The 17,698-nt window shown below is 33.8% G+C and carries 14 protein-coding genes and 1 tRNA gene; 8 read left to right on the forward strand and 7 right to left on the reverse strand.

Annotated elements, in window-relative coordinates:
* Window positions 1-196: 196 nt before the first annotated feature.
* The 3 genes from B6C99_RS00745 to B6C99_RS00760 all read left to right on the forward strand — a co-directional run bounded on the left by B6C99_RS00745 (window position 197) and on the right by B6C99_RS00760 (window position 4,799).
* Window positions 197-1,045, forward strand: coding sequence for a hemin ABC transporter substrate-binding protein (locus B6C99_RS00745; RefSeq protein ID WP_086358066.1), 849 nt, complete (start codon window positions 197-199; stop codon window positions 1,043-1,045).
* Window positions 1,046-1,139: 94 nt separating this feature from the next.
* Window positions 1,140-3,440: a TonB-dependent receptor domain-containing protein gene (locus tag B6C99_RS00750; RefSeq protein ID WP_086358067.1), complete on the forward strand. Its 2,301-nt coding sequence runs from the start codon at window positions 1,140-1,142 to the stop codon at window positions 3,438-3,440.
* A 645-nt stretch (window positions 3,441-4,085) separates the two neighbouring features.
* Window positions 4,086-4,799, forward strand: a complete 714-nt coding sequence (locus B6C99_RS00760) for a pentapeptide repeat-containing protein (RefSeq protein WP_086358069.1) — start codon at window positions 4,086-4,088, stop codon at window positions 4,797-4,799.
* A gap of 910 nt (window positions 4,800-5,709) precedes the next feature.
* Here B6C99_RS00760 and B6C99_RS00765 read toward each other — a convergent pair.
* The 6 genes from B6C99_RS00765 to bamE all read right to left on the reverse strand — a co-directional run bounded on the left by B6C99_RS00765 (window position 5,710) and on the right by bamE (window position 11,782).
* Window positions 5,710-5,786 (reverse strand) — tRNA-Arg (locus B6C99_RS00765).
* A 305-nt stretch (window positions 5,787-6,091) separates the two neighbouring features.
* The gene (gene rep, locus B6C99_RS00770; RefSeq protein WP_086358070.1) at window positions 6,092-8,107 is read right to left on the reverse strand and encodes a DNA helicase Rep; all 2,016 of its coding nucleotides are present in this window, start codon (window positions 8,105-8,107) and stop codon (window positions 6,092-6,094) included.
* A gap of 97 nt (window positions 8,108-8,204) precedes the next feature.
* Complete coding sequence (gene dusA / locus B6C99_RS00775) at window positions 8,205-9,167, reverse strand: tRNA dihydrouridine(20/20a) synthase DusA (RefSeq protein WP_086358071.1); 963 nt, start codon at window positions 9,165-9,167, stop codon at window positions 8,205-8,207.
* 437 nt (window positions 9,168-9,604) lie between these two features.
* Window positions 9,605-10,111 (reverse strand): hypothetical protein, encoded by a 507-nt coding sequence (locus B6C99_RS00780; protein ID WP_086358072.1) that lies wholly within the window; start codon window positions 10,109-10,111, stop codon window positions 9,605-9,607.
* Window positions 10,112-10,191: 80 nt separating this feature from the next.
* On the reverse strand, window positions 10,192-10,917 hold the full coding sequence (locus B6C99_RS00785) for an MBL fold metallo-hydrolase (RefSeq protein ID WP_086358073.1): 726 nt from the start codon (window positions 10,915-10,917) through the stop codon (window positions 10,192-10,194).
* A gap of 403 nt (window positions 10,918-11,320) precedes the next feature.
* Window positions 11,321-11,782 carry an outer membrane protein assembly factor BamE gene (bamE, locus tag B6C99_RS00790; RefSeq protein WP_086358074.1) on the reverse strand — a complete coding sequence of 154 codons (462 nt, stop codon included), beginning with the start codon at window positions 11,780-11,782 and terminating at the stop codon, window positions 11,321-11,323.
* 208 nt (window positions 11,783-11,990) lie between these two features.
* On the opposite strand from bamE, the gene B6C99_RS00795 reads away from it, so the two are divergent.
* Window positions 11,991-12,602 carry an FKBP-type peptidyl-prolyl cis-trans isomerase gene (locus tag B6C99_RS00795; RefSeq protein ID WP_086358075.1) on the forward strand — a complete coding sequence of 204 codons (612 nt, stop codon included), beginning with the start codon at window positions 11,991-11,993 and terminating at the stop codon, window positions 12,600-12,602.
* Window positions 12,603-12,638: 36 nt separating this feature from the next.
* On the opposite strand, the gene B6C99_RS00800 is transcribed toward B6C99_RS00795, so the two are convergent.
* On the reverse strand, window positions 12,639-13,832 hold the full coding sequence (locus tag B6C99_RS00800; RefSeq protein ID WP_086358076.1) for an MFS transporter: 1,194 nt from the start codon (window positions 13,830-13,832) through the stop codon (window positions 12,639-12,641).
* 128 nt (window positions 13,833-13,960) lie between these two features.
* Between B6C99_RS00800 and dapB the strand changes: the two genes are divergently transcribed.
* From dapB to B6C99_RS00820, 4 genes are all read left to right on the forward strand, one after another.
* The gene (gene dapB, locus B6C99_RS00805; protein ID WP_086358077.1) at window positions 13,961-14,782 is read left to right on the forward strand and encodes a 4-hydroxy-tetrahydrodipicolinate reductase; all 822 of its coding nucleotides are present in this window, start codon (window positions 13,961-13,963) and stop codon (window positions 14,780-14,782) included.
* 9 nt (window positions 14,783-14,791) lie between these two features.
* Window positions 14,792-15,262: a tRNA adenosine(34) deaminase TadA gene (tadA, locus tag B6C99_RS00810; protein WP_086358078.1), complete on the forward strand. Its 471-nt coding sequence runs from the start codon at window positions 14,792-14,794 to the stop codon at window positions 15,260-15,262.
* Window positions 15,263-15,422: 160 nt separating this feature from the next.
* On the forward strand, window positions 15,423-15,962 hold the full coding sequence (gene hpt, locus B6C99_RS00815) for a hypoxanthine phosphoribosyltransferase (RefSeq protein WP_086358079.1): 540 nt from the start codon (window positions 15,423-15,425) through the stop codon (window positions 15,960-15,962).
* Window positions 15,963-16,015: 53 nt separating this feature from the next.
* Window positions 16,016-17,698 (forward strand): autotransporter assembly complex family protein, encoded by a 1,683-nt coding sequence (locus B6C99_RS00820; protein WP_173795324.1) that lies wholly within the window; start codon window positions 16,016-16,018, stop codon window positions 17,696-17,698.

Raw genomic sequence — 17,698 nt, forward strand, 5'->3', positions numbered from 1 at the left:
AAACTTGCATATTATTTTACTAATATATTGATTATAAATTTATTATTTATTTGAAAAAAAGTTTCTTTAGCATCTTATAGTTAACTATATTTCAATGCATTATTCACAAATATATCGATATTTTAGGTTGATAATGGTTCTCATTTTCACTATATTACGCAATCTAAATGGAAAACCATGGTAGGTAAATTAGCTCATGAAGAAGTTTGTAAAAAAGATTTGTCTATTTTTGCTAATTTTTAGTATCAATAGTCTTATCAACCTTAGTTCAGCAAACCAACGAATTGTTATTGCTGGTGGATCTTTGACTGAAATTGTCTTTACATTAGGCGCTGGTGATGATGTTGTCGGCGTTGATAAAACCAGTAGTTACCCTGAAAAAGTTAAGCAATTGCCACAAATTGGCTATTGGAAGTTGTTAAATATTGAGGGAGTATTATCACTTAAACCAACATTATTTATCACTTTAAATGATGTAGAACCTGATAATGTTATCCAAAAAGTGTCTGAATCCAAAGTAGATGTATTAGCTTTACAACGTGTACCTGGTACTATTGAACTGTTATACGAAAATATCAATAAAATTGCCTCTAAATTGAATAAACAAAAAGAAGGTGAATTATTAATCAACAGAATTAAAACCAATCTTGCCGATATTCAAACTAAAATCGCAACACACCCGCAAAAAACTAAAGTTCTATCACTAATGAGTATGAGTGGCACCAATTCAGTAGCCGGCAAAAATACCACCATTGATGCATTAATTGCTATTGCAGGCGGTGAGAATCTAGCAAAACATAATAGTTTCAAAAGCTATACTGCTGAATCAATCATTGCTATTAACCCAGAAGTTATCATCCTAAATAAATATTCGATTGATCAACTTGGTGGATTAGACAAAATTGCTACTATTCCGGGGATAACTGAAACGAGTGCATTTAAAAATAATCGTATCACTATTATTGATGATAGTTATTTATTTGGAATTGGTCCACGAGTTGATGAAGCAGCAAAATTGCTATTCCAAAGCTTTTACCCTGAATAATGTAGTCAAATAATTTTAATAATATTTTTTATTAATTGAAGCAATAAATGCGTATATTTGTTATTAAGCATATTAAATATGAAAGGATTTAAAGGTGAATTTTAAAAAATTAAAAAAGACAAGCTCATTAGCAATAGGCTTAACATTAGCGTTACCCGCTCTCGCTACTGATAAGTATAATGATGAAAAAGACATTGATACTATTACCGTTACCGCTCATGAAGCAACGAAAAAACCCGGAACAAATACCGAAATTTCAGAGCAAGATATTCGCCGTGATGGTGGGACTAATTTTGGAACCATTATGCGTTATCAACCACTAATATCAGCATCTGGTAGTATTTCCGGCTCAGGTAGTGGCAAAAGTAGTTGGGACCGTGGTGGATTTACCGGTTATAACATCCGTGGTTTAGATGCTAACCGTGTTTCAATCGATATCGATGGTATGCCATTACCTATTGCCCAAGGTCGGGTTAATTCAGTAGGTCGAGCTGGATTTGGATCTTATGGTATTGGGCGAGATTATATTGATACTTATATGTACAATAAAGTTGATATCCAATCAGGTGCAACTTCAGTAAGTAATGCTAACAATGCTTTAGGTGGTTCTGTTTCATTTCAAACTAAAACTGCAAGTTATTACCTATATCCCGGAAAAACTAGCTATTTCGGTTTTCAAAACAACTATGACAGTGCTGATAGAAGTTATCACCAAGGTTTAACGATGGCTGGTGGTGATGAGTATCTAAATGGTATTTTGGTATTAAGTCGACGTGATGGTCAACAAACTCGTAATTATGGTGATTCAATCAATAGTTATCCAGAAAATTGGCACTCCAACTCGATTTTAGCTGGTTTTGGTTGGCAAATGACGGATGAACATTTAATCAACACCACAGTTGATTATAATAATAAAACCAAAAACTCTCATTATGATACTTGGGATAGATATGGTAAAAAGGTTGAATCATTTGATCATCAAAGAAGCAAAAACAATCGTTTCAATCTTGCAATTAAAGATCTATGGAAACCGACAAATATTAGTTGGATTGATAGTTTAACTACACAATTGAATTATCAACGCACTAATGTCTATGACAATACCGACCTCCGTCACAAAACTAAAGGTGATTTTAATACCCAAACTAACTATAACACTAAAGCCTATAACTTCATTACGACTTTAATCAAAAGTTATGATAACCAACGAATTAGTGCTGGTTTAAATGGTAAATGGAGTGAAGATGAATCACCATTCTTCTCATCAGCTAAATCACCAAATGCTATAGTATTCCCTGATGGCGATTACAGTAAACCACAAGCCGATAGCCGTAGTTATCAACTTGGTGGTTTCTTTGAAGATCGGATCAGCTTTAATGTTAATGACAGTAATAATTTTTATTTAGTTCCAGGTGTCAGAGCGGTTTACCAAAATACTAAACCGCGTAACCTTGAAAATATGTCATTATCAAAAATAAGTAGTAGTCAATTAGGTAAACAATACAATGGTAATAGTGATTTTAAAGTATTACCTTCGATGGCATTTATGTATGACATTACCCCTGATTTCACTGCCTATTTGCAATATAAGCGTGCAGCACAAATGCCAAATCAGAACCAACTTTATGGCTCTTATTTAGCGCATAGCAACATGTATGTATTAGTAGGCGATTCAAATCTTAAAACTGAAACCAGTGACAACTTTGAATTAGGTTTAAAAGGACAACCTGTATCGGGTGTGACACTTTCATCATCAGCTTTTTATAATAAATATAAAAACTTTATAGCTTATACTCGCTATAAAAAAGACTTCGTTGGCATTGGTAACCGTATTGTTTATCAATCTGAAAACCGTGATAAGGCTTATATTTATGGTGCTGAACTAAGCAGTGAATTCAATATCGGAAAATGGATTGAACCGGTTAATGGTTTGAGCGCCAGATTCGCAATTGGTTATAACCAAGGCAAATCAAAATCGAGTTATTTAGGTGATAAATATATTGAGATGGATTCCATTGCACCAATGAAAAGCACTATCGGCTTAGCATGGGACGATCCAAACAAGTTTTACGGTGTAGCGATTACTGCAACCTTCCAAAAAGGCAAAAAGGCCGAAGCAACATCTCGTGAAACTTATGGTAATGATGGTAAACCAATTGATAAATCTAAAGATGATTACTTTAGAATCGCTGGTCATGGTATTGTTGATTTAACTGGTTATATCAATATCACCAAAAATGTGAAGCTAAATGGTGGCATCTACAATCTTACTGATCAAAAATATTGGGATTATCTAAGTAATAATAAATTATATAGTACATCAGATCATAAATATCTAGATATGTTTACTGCTCCAGGCCGTACTTTCCAACTAGGTTTAGATATTGATTTCTAAAATCAAATAATCACAGAATAAAAAATAACCCGCTTTTGCGGGTTATTTTATTAGCATAACAGATATGACTATTGATTAATTTTTTCAACAAAAAACCATTTAATTATTATAATGTTGGTTATGTTACGCTCTTTTTAACCAACTGAAAACCTAGGTGCAAAAATAAAGAAGAGAAACATGAAGAGATAACAACATATAGGAACAATTATAAAAAATATCCCAGTAATTCTTAAAAATTTATGAGATGAGAATAAAAGCAATATACCAACCACTAAAACAGCAAAATAAACCCACCAATAAATAATCAAAGTAAGTAAAAACACTCCCCAACCATTTAACACCATATTTAATTCCTTTTAAATTATTTTATAGCTGTATGTCATAGATTCTATCATTATTTGAAAAATTTAAAAGCATGTGAAAAATAGAAATCATTAATTAGTCACTATAAAACGAATCTAACGCTATAATTGTGTTAATAATAACCAAGCTACAATGTGAATATCAAAGCAAGAATAATAAGCAGTTAGGTGCAAAATATTTAGAGCTTTTAATTAAGATATAAAACAGCATGAATGTTAAAAAAATCACATTTATAATTTTATCATTGAATTAACTAATGAATAACTAAAACGTGGTGAATTGATGAACAGTAATGAAATGAATGAAATATTGGAAAAACATGAAATTTGGATCTTTTCTCGTGGCAAAAATGGAGAGAAAGCAGACCTGAGAAATGCCAAATTGGAAGATGCAGAGCTAAGTGGTGTCAACCTTAGAAGTGCCAACCTTAGAGGTGCAGACTTAGGTGGTGTTGACCTTAGAGGTGCTGACCTAAATGATGCCGATCTAAGAGGAGCAAACCTTAGAGGCTCGAATCTTAGAGGTGCAGATCTGAGAGGTGCCAACCTTAGAGGAGCAGACCTAAGAGAAGCTAACTTGAGAGGTACAGATCTGAAAAGTGCATCTCTGAAAGGAGCCGATCTGAAAGGTTCAGATTTGAAAGGAGCAGATCTGGATTATACAGACCTGAGTAGTGCAGACCTAAGTAATGCAGACTTGAGAGGTGTTGATCTGAATAATGCAGATCTACAAGATATTAACCTGACTAGTACTGATTTACCTGAATCAACTTTCATTATATTTGGTGAAAAATATTTTATTTCAATATGTGGTGATTATGTCAGAGTAGGTTGTGAGGTTCATTCAGCTAGTGAATGGCGTCAATTTAGCAAACAAAACATTATTGATATGGGCGATGACTGGCTTAAATTTTACTCTCGCCTATTAGATATTATTGATTTTTATTGTGGTAAAGGTGAGCGCCCAGAATGGTTAAAGGAGGAAAACAATGATTAGTAAAAAGATCATGGAGCTCAATATTCCTAGATTATGAATACCGCATAAACTCAAAACCAACACTGTTATCTGTTTCTAGCGAGTTGTGGCGAAGAATAGATAAAAAACGGCAATTTATTGCTATGGATGAAAGTAAAGGTATATATTTTTATGATATTAAATCCACCAAATGCAATTACTGTTGACTATCCTCTTCTCGTACTTTGAGAGTTGCGCACTCAATATAAACACAAACGGCGTGGGCAGTTATCATTAACAGAACGACCAAAGGTCGTATAGACTAACAACATACCGATTGACTATACTGGTCGTAATGTTAGACAAACCGATTAAATGGCAATCAATTATGAGTTAACGAAGGGAAACAAGTTTACGCCCTTTTTTGTATCTTTTTAACAATGTTCAACGCTTTATTTATGCTGTTTAAGTGAATGATTGAAGTAGCTATAGATTAAAAGGAATAATAAAAATGACAAATTTTATCGAAATTAAAAGTTTAGTACCAGTGGATTATTCTAACCGTGAAGCATTTTTTTAAAGAAAATAACGATGTGTAACTACTTATTGACGCAATAGTAAAATACTATTCATCAGTTACAATTGAAGACGTAGATAGCAAAACAATTGCGGGCAAACAAGTATTATAAAATAGCTGCGGAATTAAATAAAAAATTGACGAGATCGATGACGCTAGCAAGGAGTTGGTGTCAATATTAAAATCCAAACCAAACAAAATTGATGCTACACGAAGAAAAATAAATTATGCACTTGGAGCATTCTATAACGAAATAAGAAAACCTGTCGTTGAGTATAAGGTTGAGAAGGATCAAATTAAAGCAGTGGAAGATTCTAAAATCAAGGATCAATGTAGAGCTGAAAGAGTAACAGGCTCAGCGATTCGTCTTTATAATGGCGTCCCCTACAGGATTCGAACCTGTGACCTACGGCTTAGAAGGCCGTTGCTCTATCCAGCTGAGCTAAGGAGACATTAAGTAGCAGAATTAATATATCGCAGAGTATTATATAAAGCTATTTTGATCCGTCAATGCTTTTTAATCGATTATTAGGTTATATAGTCAAAATATCATCAATTTAATGACATAATCGATATATTGAAAATTTTTCTAATTAAAATCGGGTATTTTGTTAAAAATAAATAAAAATTTATTTATTGTTAAGCCTAAAAAACCCCTTTCCTAAACTTTTTATATCATTGATAATTTAGTCAGATTTAATTATAAATCATGATAGCAGTTTGATGGCTGTCTTATCTCAATTGAAATATTATTCTTTTATTTAGCATTGGCTATTTGTGCTTTTAGCATAGCTAAACGACTTTGCCCTTGTTGCATCTTTTTCTCGGGTGATAATTCATGACGCTGATCTTGCCATGCTAAATCGTCTTGAGGAAGTTCAAGTAAAAAACGGCTAGGTTCTACATAAACTGTTTCACCAAATTGTTTTCTCTGTCGACTAAATGAAAAGGTTAATTCCCGTTGTGCTCGAGTTATGCCAACATAAGCAAGTCGTCGTTCTTCTTCAATATTGTCTTCATCTATACTGGTTTGATGTGGCAATAATCCTTCTGACATGCCAATTAAATATACATAAGGAAACTCAAGCCCTTTAGAAGCATGTAATGTCATTAATTGTACTTGATCCAGTTCTCCTTCTGTTTCATTACGCTCTAACATATCACGCAAGGTAAATCTCGCTACAGCCTGCTCTAAAGTTAATCCTTCATCGATATCATCACCTTGTAACATATCATTTAACCAGCTTACCAACTGTTCTACATTACGCATGCGCATTTGCCCAGCCGTCGGCGAAGATGAGGTTTCATAGATCCAACTTTCATAATGAATATCATGTAAGAGTTCATGAATGGCAGCCATCGGCTCTATATGTGATTTTTCAATCAAAGAATCAAACCAGTGAATAAAGCTATGCAATGTTTCTAAACGTTTACCGGAGAGTAATTCCGTTAATCCCATATCATGGCTTGCATGATATAGGCTCACTCCACGCTGATTGGCCCATTCACCTAATTTTTGGATAGTTGCAGGTCCAATTTCACGTTTTGGGGTATTAATAATCCGAATAAATGCATTATCATCGTCAGGATTGGTTAATAAACGAAGATAGGCCATTAAATCTTTGATTTCAATTCGAGCAAAAAAAGATGTACCGCCTGAAATTCGATAAGGAATTCTATATTGCATTAGCATTTTTTCAATTAAACGAGATTGATGGTTACCTCGATACAAAATGGCATATTGACCATATTGGCTATTATTGGCAAATCGATGTCCAATTAAGTCGTTAACCACTTTTTCAGCTTCATGTTCTTCATTATCGGCTGAAATGACTTTTAGATGTTCTCCATAACCGAGTTCGGAAAATAATTTCTTTTCAAAAATGTGAGGGTTATTTTCAATTAAAATATTGGCAACTTTTAATATTCTTCCTGATGATCGGTAATTTTGTTCTAACTTAATCACTTCTAGTTGAGGATAGTCCTGCTTGAGTAAAACTAGATTTTTCGGACGAGCACCACGCCATGAATAAATTGATTGATCATCATCGCCGACAACTGTAAATTTAGCTCGGCTACCTACCAATAATTTAATAAATTCATATTGGCTGGTATTGGTATCTTGATATTCATCGATTAATAGATAACGAATACGGTTTTGCCATTTTTCTCTGACTTTTTCATTGGCTTTTAATAGCAATGTCGGTAATAAAATAAGATCATCAAAATCTAATATGCTACATGCTTTAAGTTGTTTTTCGTAAAGTTGATAGCAGTGGGCAAATAATTTTTCTTTATTGGTTTGTGCTCGAGCCATCGCTATAGTTGAATCGATAATATCATTCTTCCAATTTGAGATGGTAGAGCGTAATTGGTTAATAAGATCTTTGTCACCTTCAAACCATTGTTGAGTGAGCTCCTTAAGCAGAGCAAATTGATCATGATCATCAAATAATGAAAAATTAGATTTTATTCCCAGATGTTTATATTCGCGGCGAACAATATCTAAACCTAACGTATGAAAAGTGGAAATTTTAAGCCCTCTGGCCTCTTGTTTGCTTAATGAGTGGGCAATACGTTCTTTCATTTCTCGCGCAGCTTTATTAGTAAAAGTCACAGCAACAATGTGTCGAGGTAAATACTCCTTAACTCGAATGAGGTAAGCAATTTTATTAATGATTACCCGAGTTTTGCCTGAACCCGCACCAGCCAATACCAGGCAAGGCCCCGAGACATACTCCACTGCTTGTTGTTGGCTTGAATTTAAACGCACAGAAAATGAACCCTAAGTAAAATTGTTCGCTAGTATATACTGATTTATCCATCATGTTCAATCAGAGGTAGTAGCATTAAAAATAAAAACTTGAGCTCTATTGAATGAAAGTCAACGCTTGTTCAACAACTTCAATTCCTGCCCCTGACTTATGTGCATTTTCACTAAGGTAACGTCGCCACTGTTTTGCCCCTTTTCTACCATTAAAGATACCTAGGGTATGTCGCATAATATGATTAAGCTGTCCGCCTTGACTAAGTTGCGTTTCGATATAAGGATAAAGTGCTTGTATTGCCGCAATCGGATCAATAATTGGCGTATCATCGCCAAAGATTTGCTGATCAATCTGGGTTAAGAGCATCGGATTTTGGTAAGCTTCTCGCCCTACCATCACACCATCAACATAATTTAAATGCTGTTTAATCTCTTCAATGGTTTTAATGCCACCATTTATGGCAATAGTTAACTGCGGATAATCACGCTTTAGTTGATAAACTCGTTCATAATCAAGAGGAGGCACTTCTCGATTCTCTTTAGGGCTGAGTCCTGAAAGCCATGCTTTGCGAGCATGCACAATAAATGTTGTGGTATATGGCATGACTTTTTCAATAAATTCACATAAAAATGCATAACTATCTTGGTTATCAATACCAATGCGTGTTTTTACCGTCACAGGTATATTGACCTCTTGTTGCATAGCTGCAACACAATTTGCCACTAAATCAGTTTTAGCCATTAAACAAGCACCAAACATACCATTTTGAACACGATCCGATGGACACCCCACATTAAGATTAATCTCAGCATATCCTCGTTGCTCAGCTAAATTTGCACATTTAGCCAATGCAATGGGATCACTGCCACCTAATTGTAAACTCACCGGCTGTTCCTGACTATTAAAAGCAAGATAATCGCCTTTACCATACAAAATTGCGCCGGTAGTGACCATTTCGGTATAGAGTAAGGTTTGTTTGGTCAATATACGATGAAAATAACGACAATGTTTATCAGTCCAATCGAGCATGGGAGCTATTGAAAACTTATTTAAAATTGAATTCATTGAAATACCAGTATCTAAAAGGTTCTTTGATTTTATTGGAATACTATTTTGCTTTATCAATAAGTTACGCTATAGCCTAAACGCAAGCAAAAAATTATAAATTATTATACCATAGAGGTTAGAGTAGGTGCAGATAGGCAACTATGCACATTAAATTGCTTAAATAAGTCATGTGTTAAGTTTCCTCAATCTCCTTATATATATTGAATACGAAAGATTAGATTAATGAAAATTAGTATTAATGAACTACATGTTGCTGTAACTAGTTTACAAGATAAACTACGTCAAAAATGGATAGATTATCAATAATATTTTCGAGGAAAATCTCAACATAATTGGCTTCATAGTGAAGCATATATTTAGATAATTGAAGATTCCATTATTTGAAAGTAATTAAAATAAATATCGTCGCTTAATAAATAGATAACGCTATCCATTCAATTATTGATCTCAAATTTCTGCTTAAACTTTGTTTTATAATAATCACTAACCTCTTTAATAATTTTTTCTTTGTCTAAGAGTTTTTCCTTTAATATTTCATCAGGATGGTCATATCCATTGTTTGAACCAAAACAGATAACCGCATTGATAAATTTTAGTTTAAAAAAATCGTCAGAATAATTGCTACCACTTCCATGATGAGGTATTTGCAAGGTTCCTATATGCCAATCAAAGTTATTTTCAAAATCGTAATCCTCCGACTCTGAATAAAGTTTGCTCAATGATGCATAAGATTTGATAATAAGTTTCCTAATTTCTTCTACGCAATTTATCTCTTTAGTGGCATTAAAAGGAATATCCCCTGTATACAGACAACTCTGTTCCTTAAAAATTTTATTATATTCTTTTAAGTCTAAATTTCGCAAATAAGAATATAAATGAAAGGGAACTGGACCAGAAAAAACACCTAAACAAATTTTATTTAAATCTCTATTAAATTTCATATATTGAGCTTTCAAATAATTTAATGGCTTGATATTGATAATTTTATTTTTATTTTTATTTTTATTTTTAAGTTTTTTTTCTATATTTTTAAGTTTTTTTCTATATGTTTAAGTATTTCTGTTATATCTTTAACATCCATTAATAGCTCGGACGTTAACTTCGTTTTTGTAAAGAAAGTAGAAATTTTTCTATTATAATCCAAACGACAAAAATATTTTATAAAGTCATAAGGTATATATAACCATATAGGAAAATAATAATGAGATTGAGGATCAGGATGATAGATAATCAATTTGTTATCAGTATATTGTAATTTGAAAATGGGATTAAATGTTTTTAACAGATTTGATTCATTTGATTTATCCGAATTTATTTTAATAATATGACAATCCTCACCAAAAAATTTTTCGGGATTTGTCAACAATTCATGATAAGCTTTAATATCAATTTGATATTCTTTTAGCGCTACACCTAACAATAATAAATTAATTTCTTGCGGGGTCAGCAAAGGAATAATCAAATTTTTAACTTGATATTTTCTTCTATATTTTATCAAAAAACTAATATGATCTGCATGGAAATGAGATATAAACAGCAAATCTATTTTCCAATCATTATTTTGTGTTCGACACTTAAAATATTTGGATAATTTAGAGTCAGCTTTTATAGTTGATTCTTCATTATGCTCAGGGGCATTACCACAGTCAAAGACCATTTCGAAAACATTGTTGCCTGAATAAATTTGCTCTGAATAAAAAGCGCCTTGGCCAACTGGGTGAAATACTCTTTTTAACGATATTTTCATTGTCTCAAAACCTTTTTAGTATCACAATAATGTTTAATTATTGTCATTTAAAATAATTCTATCCATTATTCAATCAATTTAATGCATTATTTATACTATTGTTGGGTATCTTATTACTAAATTTTAAAAATATCTCATTAATCATAATTTATCTTATAACATTTAGGGTAAATATGATATTTATAAAAACGCAAAGTTATGTAGCAAAATATTTAAATATACTAATCCATAAGTTGCCTATCAAATAAATTTTTCCAAATATTCACATAGTAACATCTTAAATTAGTAGATGAAGTAATAAGCTAGAAAGGTTGAAAGTCAATATAAAGTAGTAATGAGCTTAATTAAATATTCGCTATAAGAAATATAAAAAAACCTCGTTATATTCGAGGTTTTTTTAATTTTATTCAGATTGAGATTCAGATTCTGATGAGGTTTCTGACGGTTGTTGATTATTTGGATTATCATCATCAGATTTTATTTCAATTGGATCTGAAATTCCCTGTTTATTCATTTCTTCTAATGATAATGATCCTTCTAGTGTTGAAGTTTTGATATCACTAACTACGCCCATCTCATTAAAATAAACGGCATAAGTAATTTGACTTAGATTACCATGTTGTGGTTGTTGACGGAAAACATAATACCAAACATTTCCCCCAAAAGAAGAAGTCAACATTGGTGATCCCATAATAAATACTACTTGATCTTTGGTTTGGCCAACTTGTAATAGTTCAATTGCATCCTGTGTTATGTAATTACCTTGATTAATATCAGGTCTATAAACCCAACGATCAACAAGTGAACAACCAGTAAGTAATATACCGGTCATAATAGAAAGCAAAATAGATTTACGAAACGGCATTTAAATTATCCATTCAAAAATACAATGGTGTTTATTATCGCTGATATTTTAACTAAGCGCTAGATAAAATAATAAATTCTTTCAAAAATTAATAATAAAAAGTATTGTTATATTAATGATAATTAATAATAGTTGATATTTTTCTTATTATCTTCAATCTTAATGCTCTATAATAATTAACTTAATATAAACCAGCGATAGGTAAAAAATGAAATTAGAAACGATTGAACAAAAAGCAAGTTATGCAATTGGACTGCAAATTGGTCAACAATTAAAAGAATCTGGCTTAAATAATTTAGAGCTTAATGCATTAAAATTAGCTATGGAAGATGTTTTGAGCGATAACCAACCAGCATTACCTTTACAAGAGTTACACGATGCCCTTCGTCATGTCCACGAAGAAGCAGCGAAACAAAAAGCCAAACAAGCTGAAAAAATTGCCCAAGCAGGTCAAGACTTTTTAGCTGAAAATCTAAAAAAAGATGGCATAAAATCGACTGAATCTGGTCTGCAATATGAAGTCATTAAACAAGGTGATGGCGCATTTCCTAAAGCAACCGATCGTGTTCGAGTTCATTATACCGGACAATTAATCGATGGTACTGTATTTGATAGTTCAGTTGAACGTGGGCAACCAGCTGAATTCCCGGTTAATGGTGTGATCCGTGGTTGGGTTGAAGCATTACAATTAATGTCGGAAGGTTCAAAATGGCGTTTATACATTCCTCAGGAACTAGCTTATGGTTCACAAGGAGCAGGCGCTTCTATCCCACCTTATAGTGCACTGATTTTCGATGTCGAATTATTGAAAGTTCTATAAGTATATATGGACGCATTCGCGTCCATTATTTGGTGTTTAATCATTAGTTATTTTCGGTAAAAAACATGAGCCAAAGGCAGCCAAGAGGAGTAAAACACTAGCAGCGCCAAAAGCAATATAATGAGTATGCCAATTGTCATAGGCCCACCCACCTAACCATGAACCAACCATTGCGCCAATTTGATGTCCAAGGTAAGTTAATCCAGAGAGTAGTCCTACAATTTTCACTCCATAAATATCAGCACTAATAGCACTTGATAATGATAAAGCTCCAGCCCAAACTAATCCCCCAACTAATGCAATGCCATAGAGTTGCCATTTAGTTGAAGCAATGACTAATGCGATAAAACCAAGCCCTCTAACTAAGAAGATCATCGCTAATACTAATTTTCGTTGCACTATATCGGAAATAAAACCGAGCACCAAGGTACTAAAAATTGCCACTAATCCGATTAAACCTATCCCAGAAGAACTAGTAATTGCGTCGAAACCGTGATCAATTAACATAGGAACACCATGTGTACCTAGTAAATTCATGCTAAACCCACAAGTAAATAAGCCAAAACTAAGCAACCAGAAAGGCCGTGTTTTTAACACCTGTTTTAAAGTTATATTATTTTTTAGATTTTCCTGAACTTCTGCTGTCGCTGTCTCAATATGATTATCCTTCATAATAAAAATAGCGATAGGCAGAGCTAGTAGCATAAAAAGCAGAGAAAATCCGACTAACGTGGTTTGCCATCCATACAGCGGAATAAAATAAGCAAATACCGGTAGCATAACTGCAATACCCGCCATACTGCCACTCGACAGAATAAATAGTGCCAGGCCTCTATGTTTGCTAAACCAACGAACCACAATAGGTGTAAAACTGACAGAGCCGACAAATGAGGTACCAAAGGATAAAGCTACCCCAAAAGATAAGAAAAAGTTCCAATAGCCGTTTACGTTAGCTGCCCAAACAGTTGAAATAATAATGATAATTGAACCTAATAGTAATACAAATCGGGTGCTATATTTGTTGACTAAGTACCCTGCTATCGGCATGGCGATACCGGAAAATAGCATCCCTATAGCAATAATACTCGACAAAGCACTTCGGCTGAAATGGAGATCGTTAGCTATAGGCAGAAAAAATACCCCCATACTCATGCGTAATCCACTAGAAAGTAAGGTTAAAAATGCGGCTGCTATAACAATATTCCAGCCAAAATACCATCGACAATGCATTTCAATTTCCTATTAGTCTTAATATTAAGAACACGAAAAGTATATCATCTTGTTTAGGTATATAACTTAAAAGTTTTCCGCTATAATAATTATTTATAAATATTCAATGGAAAGTTAAGGAAAGTTATATGTCTACAAATATGATTCGTATCGCTATTGCTGGCGCAGGTGGAAAAATGGGACGACAACTAATTCAATCTGTCTCGCAAATTGAAGGGGTTACCTTAGGTGCTGCGTTTGAACGAGAGGGATCATCATTGATTGGTAGTGATGCTGGTGAACTTGCTGGTATTGGTCACTGTGGAATAAAAGTTACTGCTGATTTACAACAGGCGAAAGATCAGTTTGATGTCTTAATCGATTTTACCCGTCCTGAAGGCACACTTTGCCATTTAGCTTTTTGCATTGAAAATAAAAAAATGATGATTATTGGTACCACCGGATTTGATGAGGCCGGTAAACAAGCTATTGCAACTGCCGCGAAACAAATTGCTATCGTGTTTGCCGCCAATTTTAGTGTTGGCGTGAATTTAGTACTTAAGTTACTTGAAAAAGCCACCAAGATTATGGGTGATTATACCGATATCGAAATTATCGAGGCTCATCATCGTCATAAAGTTGATGCCCCTTCGGGTACTGCGCTTGCTATGGGCGAAGCGATTGCCGATGCGTTGGGTTGTAACTTAAATGAACGTGCAGTTTATTGTCGAGAAGGCCATACAGGAGAAAGACCAAAAGGTGCAATTGGTTTTGCTACTATTCGAGCTGGTGATATTGTGGGTGAACATACTGCTATTTTTGCTGATATCGGTGAACGAGTTGAAATTAGTCATAAAGCTTCAAGTCGAATGACATTTGCGAATGGAGCAGTACGAGCTGCATTATGGCTTGCTAAGCAACCGGTTGGACTTTATGATATGCGTGATGTACTTAATCTAAATAATTTATAATATTAAAGCATGACAGATGAAATTTGGATGCGTCATGCATTAGAATTAGCGAAATGCGCTGAATCTATAGGAGAAATTCCGGTCGGCGCAGTAATTGTTGATGAAAACGGACAACTTATTGGTGAAGGTTTTAATCAATCAATTATTAAACATAACCCAACTGCTCATGCAGAAATCATGGCAATTGAACAAGCAGGTCAATTTTTACACAACTACCGTTTAGTCAATACAACATTGTATGTTACTCTCGAACCTTGTATTATGTGTGCTGGTGCTATTATACATAGTCGAATCAAGCGTGTAGTGTATGGTGCTAGTGATTATAAAACCGGCGCAGCTGGTTCTTATATCAATATTCTTTCCAGAACGGGCATTAATCATTTTGCCCAAATAACTAGTGGTGTTTTAGCTAGTGAATGTAGCTCAATGTTAAGCAACTTTTTCAAAAAACGTCGTTTAGAAAAAAAACATAATAAATAATCTTGTCATAGTACAGTTAACGATTGGCTTAATAATTAAAAATTAATTCAATAAATCATTTTTTAATTATTTGATAAAAAATTAGCTTAGTTATTCTTTTTACCTGCGAAAATTGCTAGAATCTGTTCTGATTTTTTAAGATATATACTGAGCATTATTAATGAAAAAACATACATTAGAAACCATGATATCTGCTGAAGATATCCAAAAGCGGGTAAATGAAATAGGTCAACAGATAAGTCAAGATTATGCAGGCAGTCAAAATGAGCTTATTTTAGTTGGTTTGTTAAGAGGTTCTTTTATCTTTATGGCTGATCTAAGCCGAGCAATTAGTGTTGGTCACGAAGTCGACTTTATGACGGCCTCAAGTTATGGCAATGCCGTGGTAAGTAATAGAGATGTCAAAATTTTAAAAGATTTAGACGAAGATATTCGTGACAAAGATGTGCTGATTGTTGAAGATATTATTGATACCGGCAATACTCTTAGCAAGGTAATGGCTATTTTAAAACTACGTCATCCTCGTAGTATCGAGATTTGTACATTATTAGATAAACCTTCACGTCGTGAAGTTGCAGTACCAGTGAAATATATCGGTTTTTCAATTCCTGACGAGTTTGTAGTGGGTTATGGTATAGATTATGCTCAGCATTATCGCCATTTACCATATATTGGACATGTAAAATTACTTGAATCCTAAACTTTATCGAGGTGTATGTGTCACGATTTTCTCGCTCATTATGCGTACTTTTAATGGTAACGACTGCATCAAGTTATGCTGATATGAAGTTATCAATTAAAGGATTATCGGGAGAACTTGCGGAAAATGTCGATGCACGCATTTCGTTAATCACATCAGATAAAATTAATAATTCGCCTAATTTTAAGCGATATTTTGAAAGTGAAGCACAAAAAGCCCTTCGAGCATTAGGGTATTATTCCCCTACTTTTAGTTACGACGAGAGTGATCCTAAAGTCCTCGTTGTTAAAATATCGCCTGGCGAACCGGTTAGAATTAAACAATTAAATATCAATATTAATGGTGAAGGTAAACAAGATAAAGATTTTCAAGAATTATTAGCTAAACAACTGCCTAAAATCGGTGAAATTTTAAATCATGGCACTTACGAAGCATTTAAAAAAGGCTTAGAAAACTTATCATTAAAAAAAGGCTATTTTGATGCTGAAATGCCAACCCATCAATTAGCTGTATCTCAATACGATCATCAAGCTTTTTGGAATATCGATTTTAATACCGGTAAACGCTATAAGTTTAGTAAGGTTAAATTTCCAGACGCAAAAATTCGCCAAGAATATCTTGCCAACATCGTACCTTTTAAAGAGGGGGATGAATATTCGGCTGAACAACTATCATTATTAAACCGACGTCTTAGTTCAACAAACTGGTTTAACTCAGTGGTCGTTACACCGGATTTTCCTAATCTAACAGCAGACAAAGCGTTACCTATTGATGTGGTAACCACGCCACGTAAAAAAAATGCCATGGATCTGGGTTTAGGTTTTTCAACAGATAATGGTGTGCATGGCAAAATTGGTTGGAATAAACCTTGGATTAATAGCCGAGGGCAGAGTTTTCAAAGTAATTTATCTCTATCATCACCTGAGCAAATTATTACGATGAGTTATAAGATACCTTTGAAAAAATCACCTATTGAACAATATTATACCATTCAAGGTGGTTATAAAAAAATTGACAATAATGATACCTACTCGCGCTCTTATACCTTAGGTGCTCTGCGTAATTGGGATAACTTTGATGGTTGGCAAACAGCTCTAGGTTTTAATATGTTACATGACGACTTTACTCAAGGGGATGCAAGTTTTAAAACCTTTTTATACTACCCATCACTTAGTATTTCGCGTATTCGTAATGACGGTAATTTATTATCTATGTGGGGCGACTCTCAACGTTATTCAATTGAAGGCGCGGCAGAATCGTTAGGATCTGATATTAATTTAGTCCGTTTTCAAGCCCAACAAACTTGGATTCGTTCAATTAAACAATCACATCGTTTTATAGCCAGAGGTAATTTCGGCATTATTCAAGCAAGTAACTTTGATCGAGTGCCCCCTTCTTTTAGATTTTTTGCTGGTGGTGATCGCAGCATTCGTGGATACAGCTATCAATCTATCTCACCGAAAGATAAAAAAGGTAAACTTAAAGGGGCTTCAAAAATGATCACAGGATCAGCGGAATACCAATACAACTTAACCGGTTCTTGGTGGGGTGCTGCTTTTGTTGATACTGGAGAAGCAATAGATAAAGTCGATACAACTAAATTTTATACCGGTACCGGCCTAGGTATTCGCTGGGCTTCACCTGTTGGGCCAATTAAGTTTGATTTAGCAACACCACTAAATAAAAAAGATAAAGGCTCAATACACCTATATATTGGTTTAGGAAGCGAACTATAA

The sequence above is a fragment of the Gilliamella sp. N-G2 genome, assembly GCF_002142215.1.
Classification (GTDB): Bacteria; Pseudomonadota; Gammaproteobacteria; order Enterobacterales; family Orbaceae; genus Gilliamella.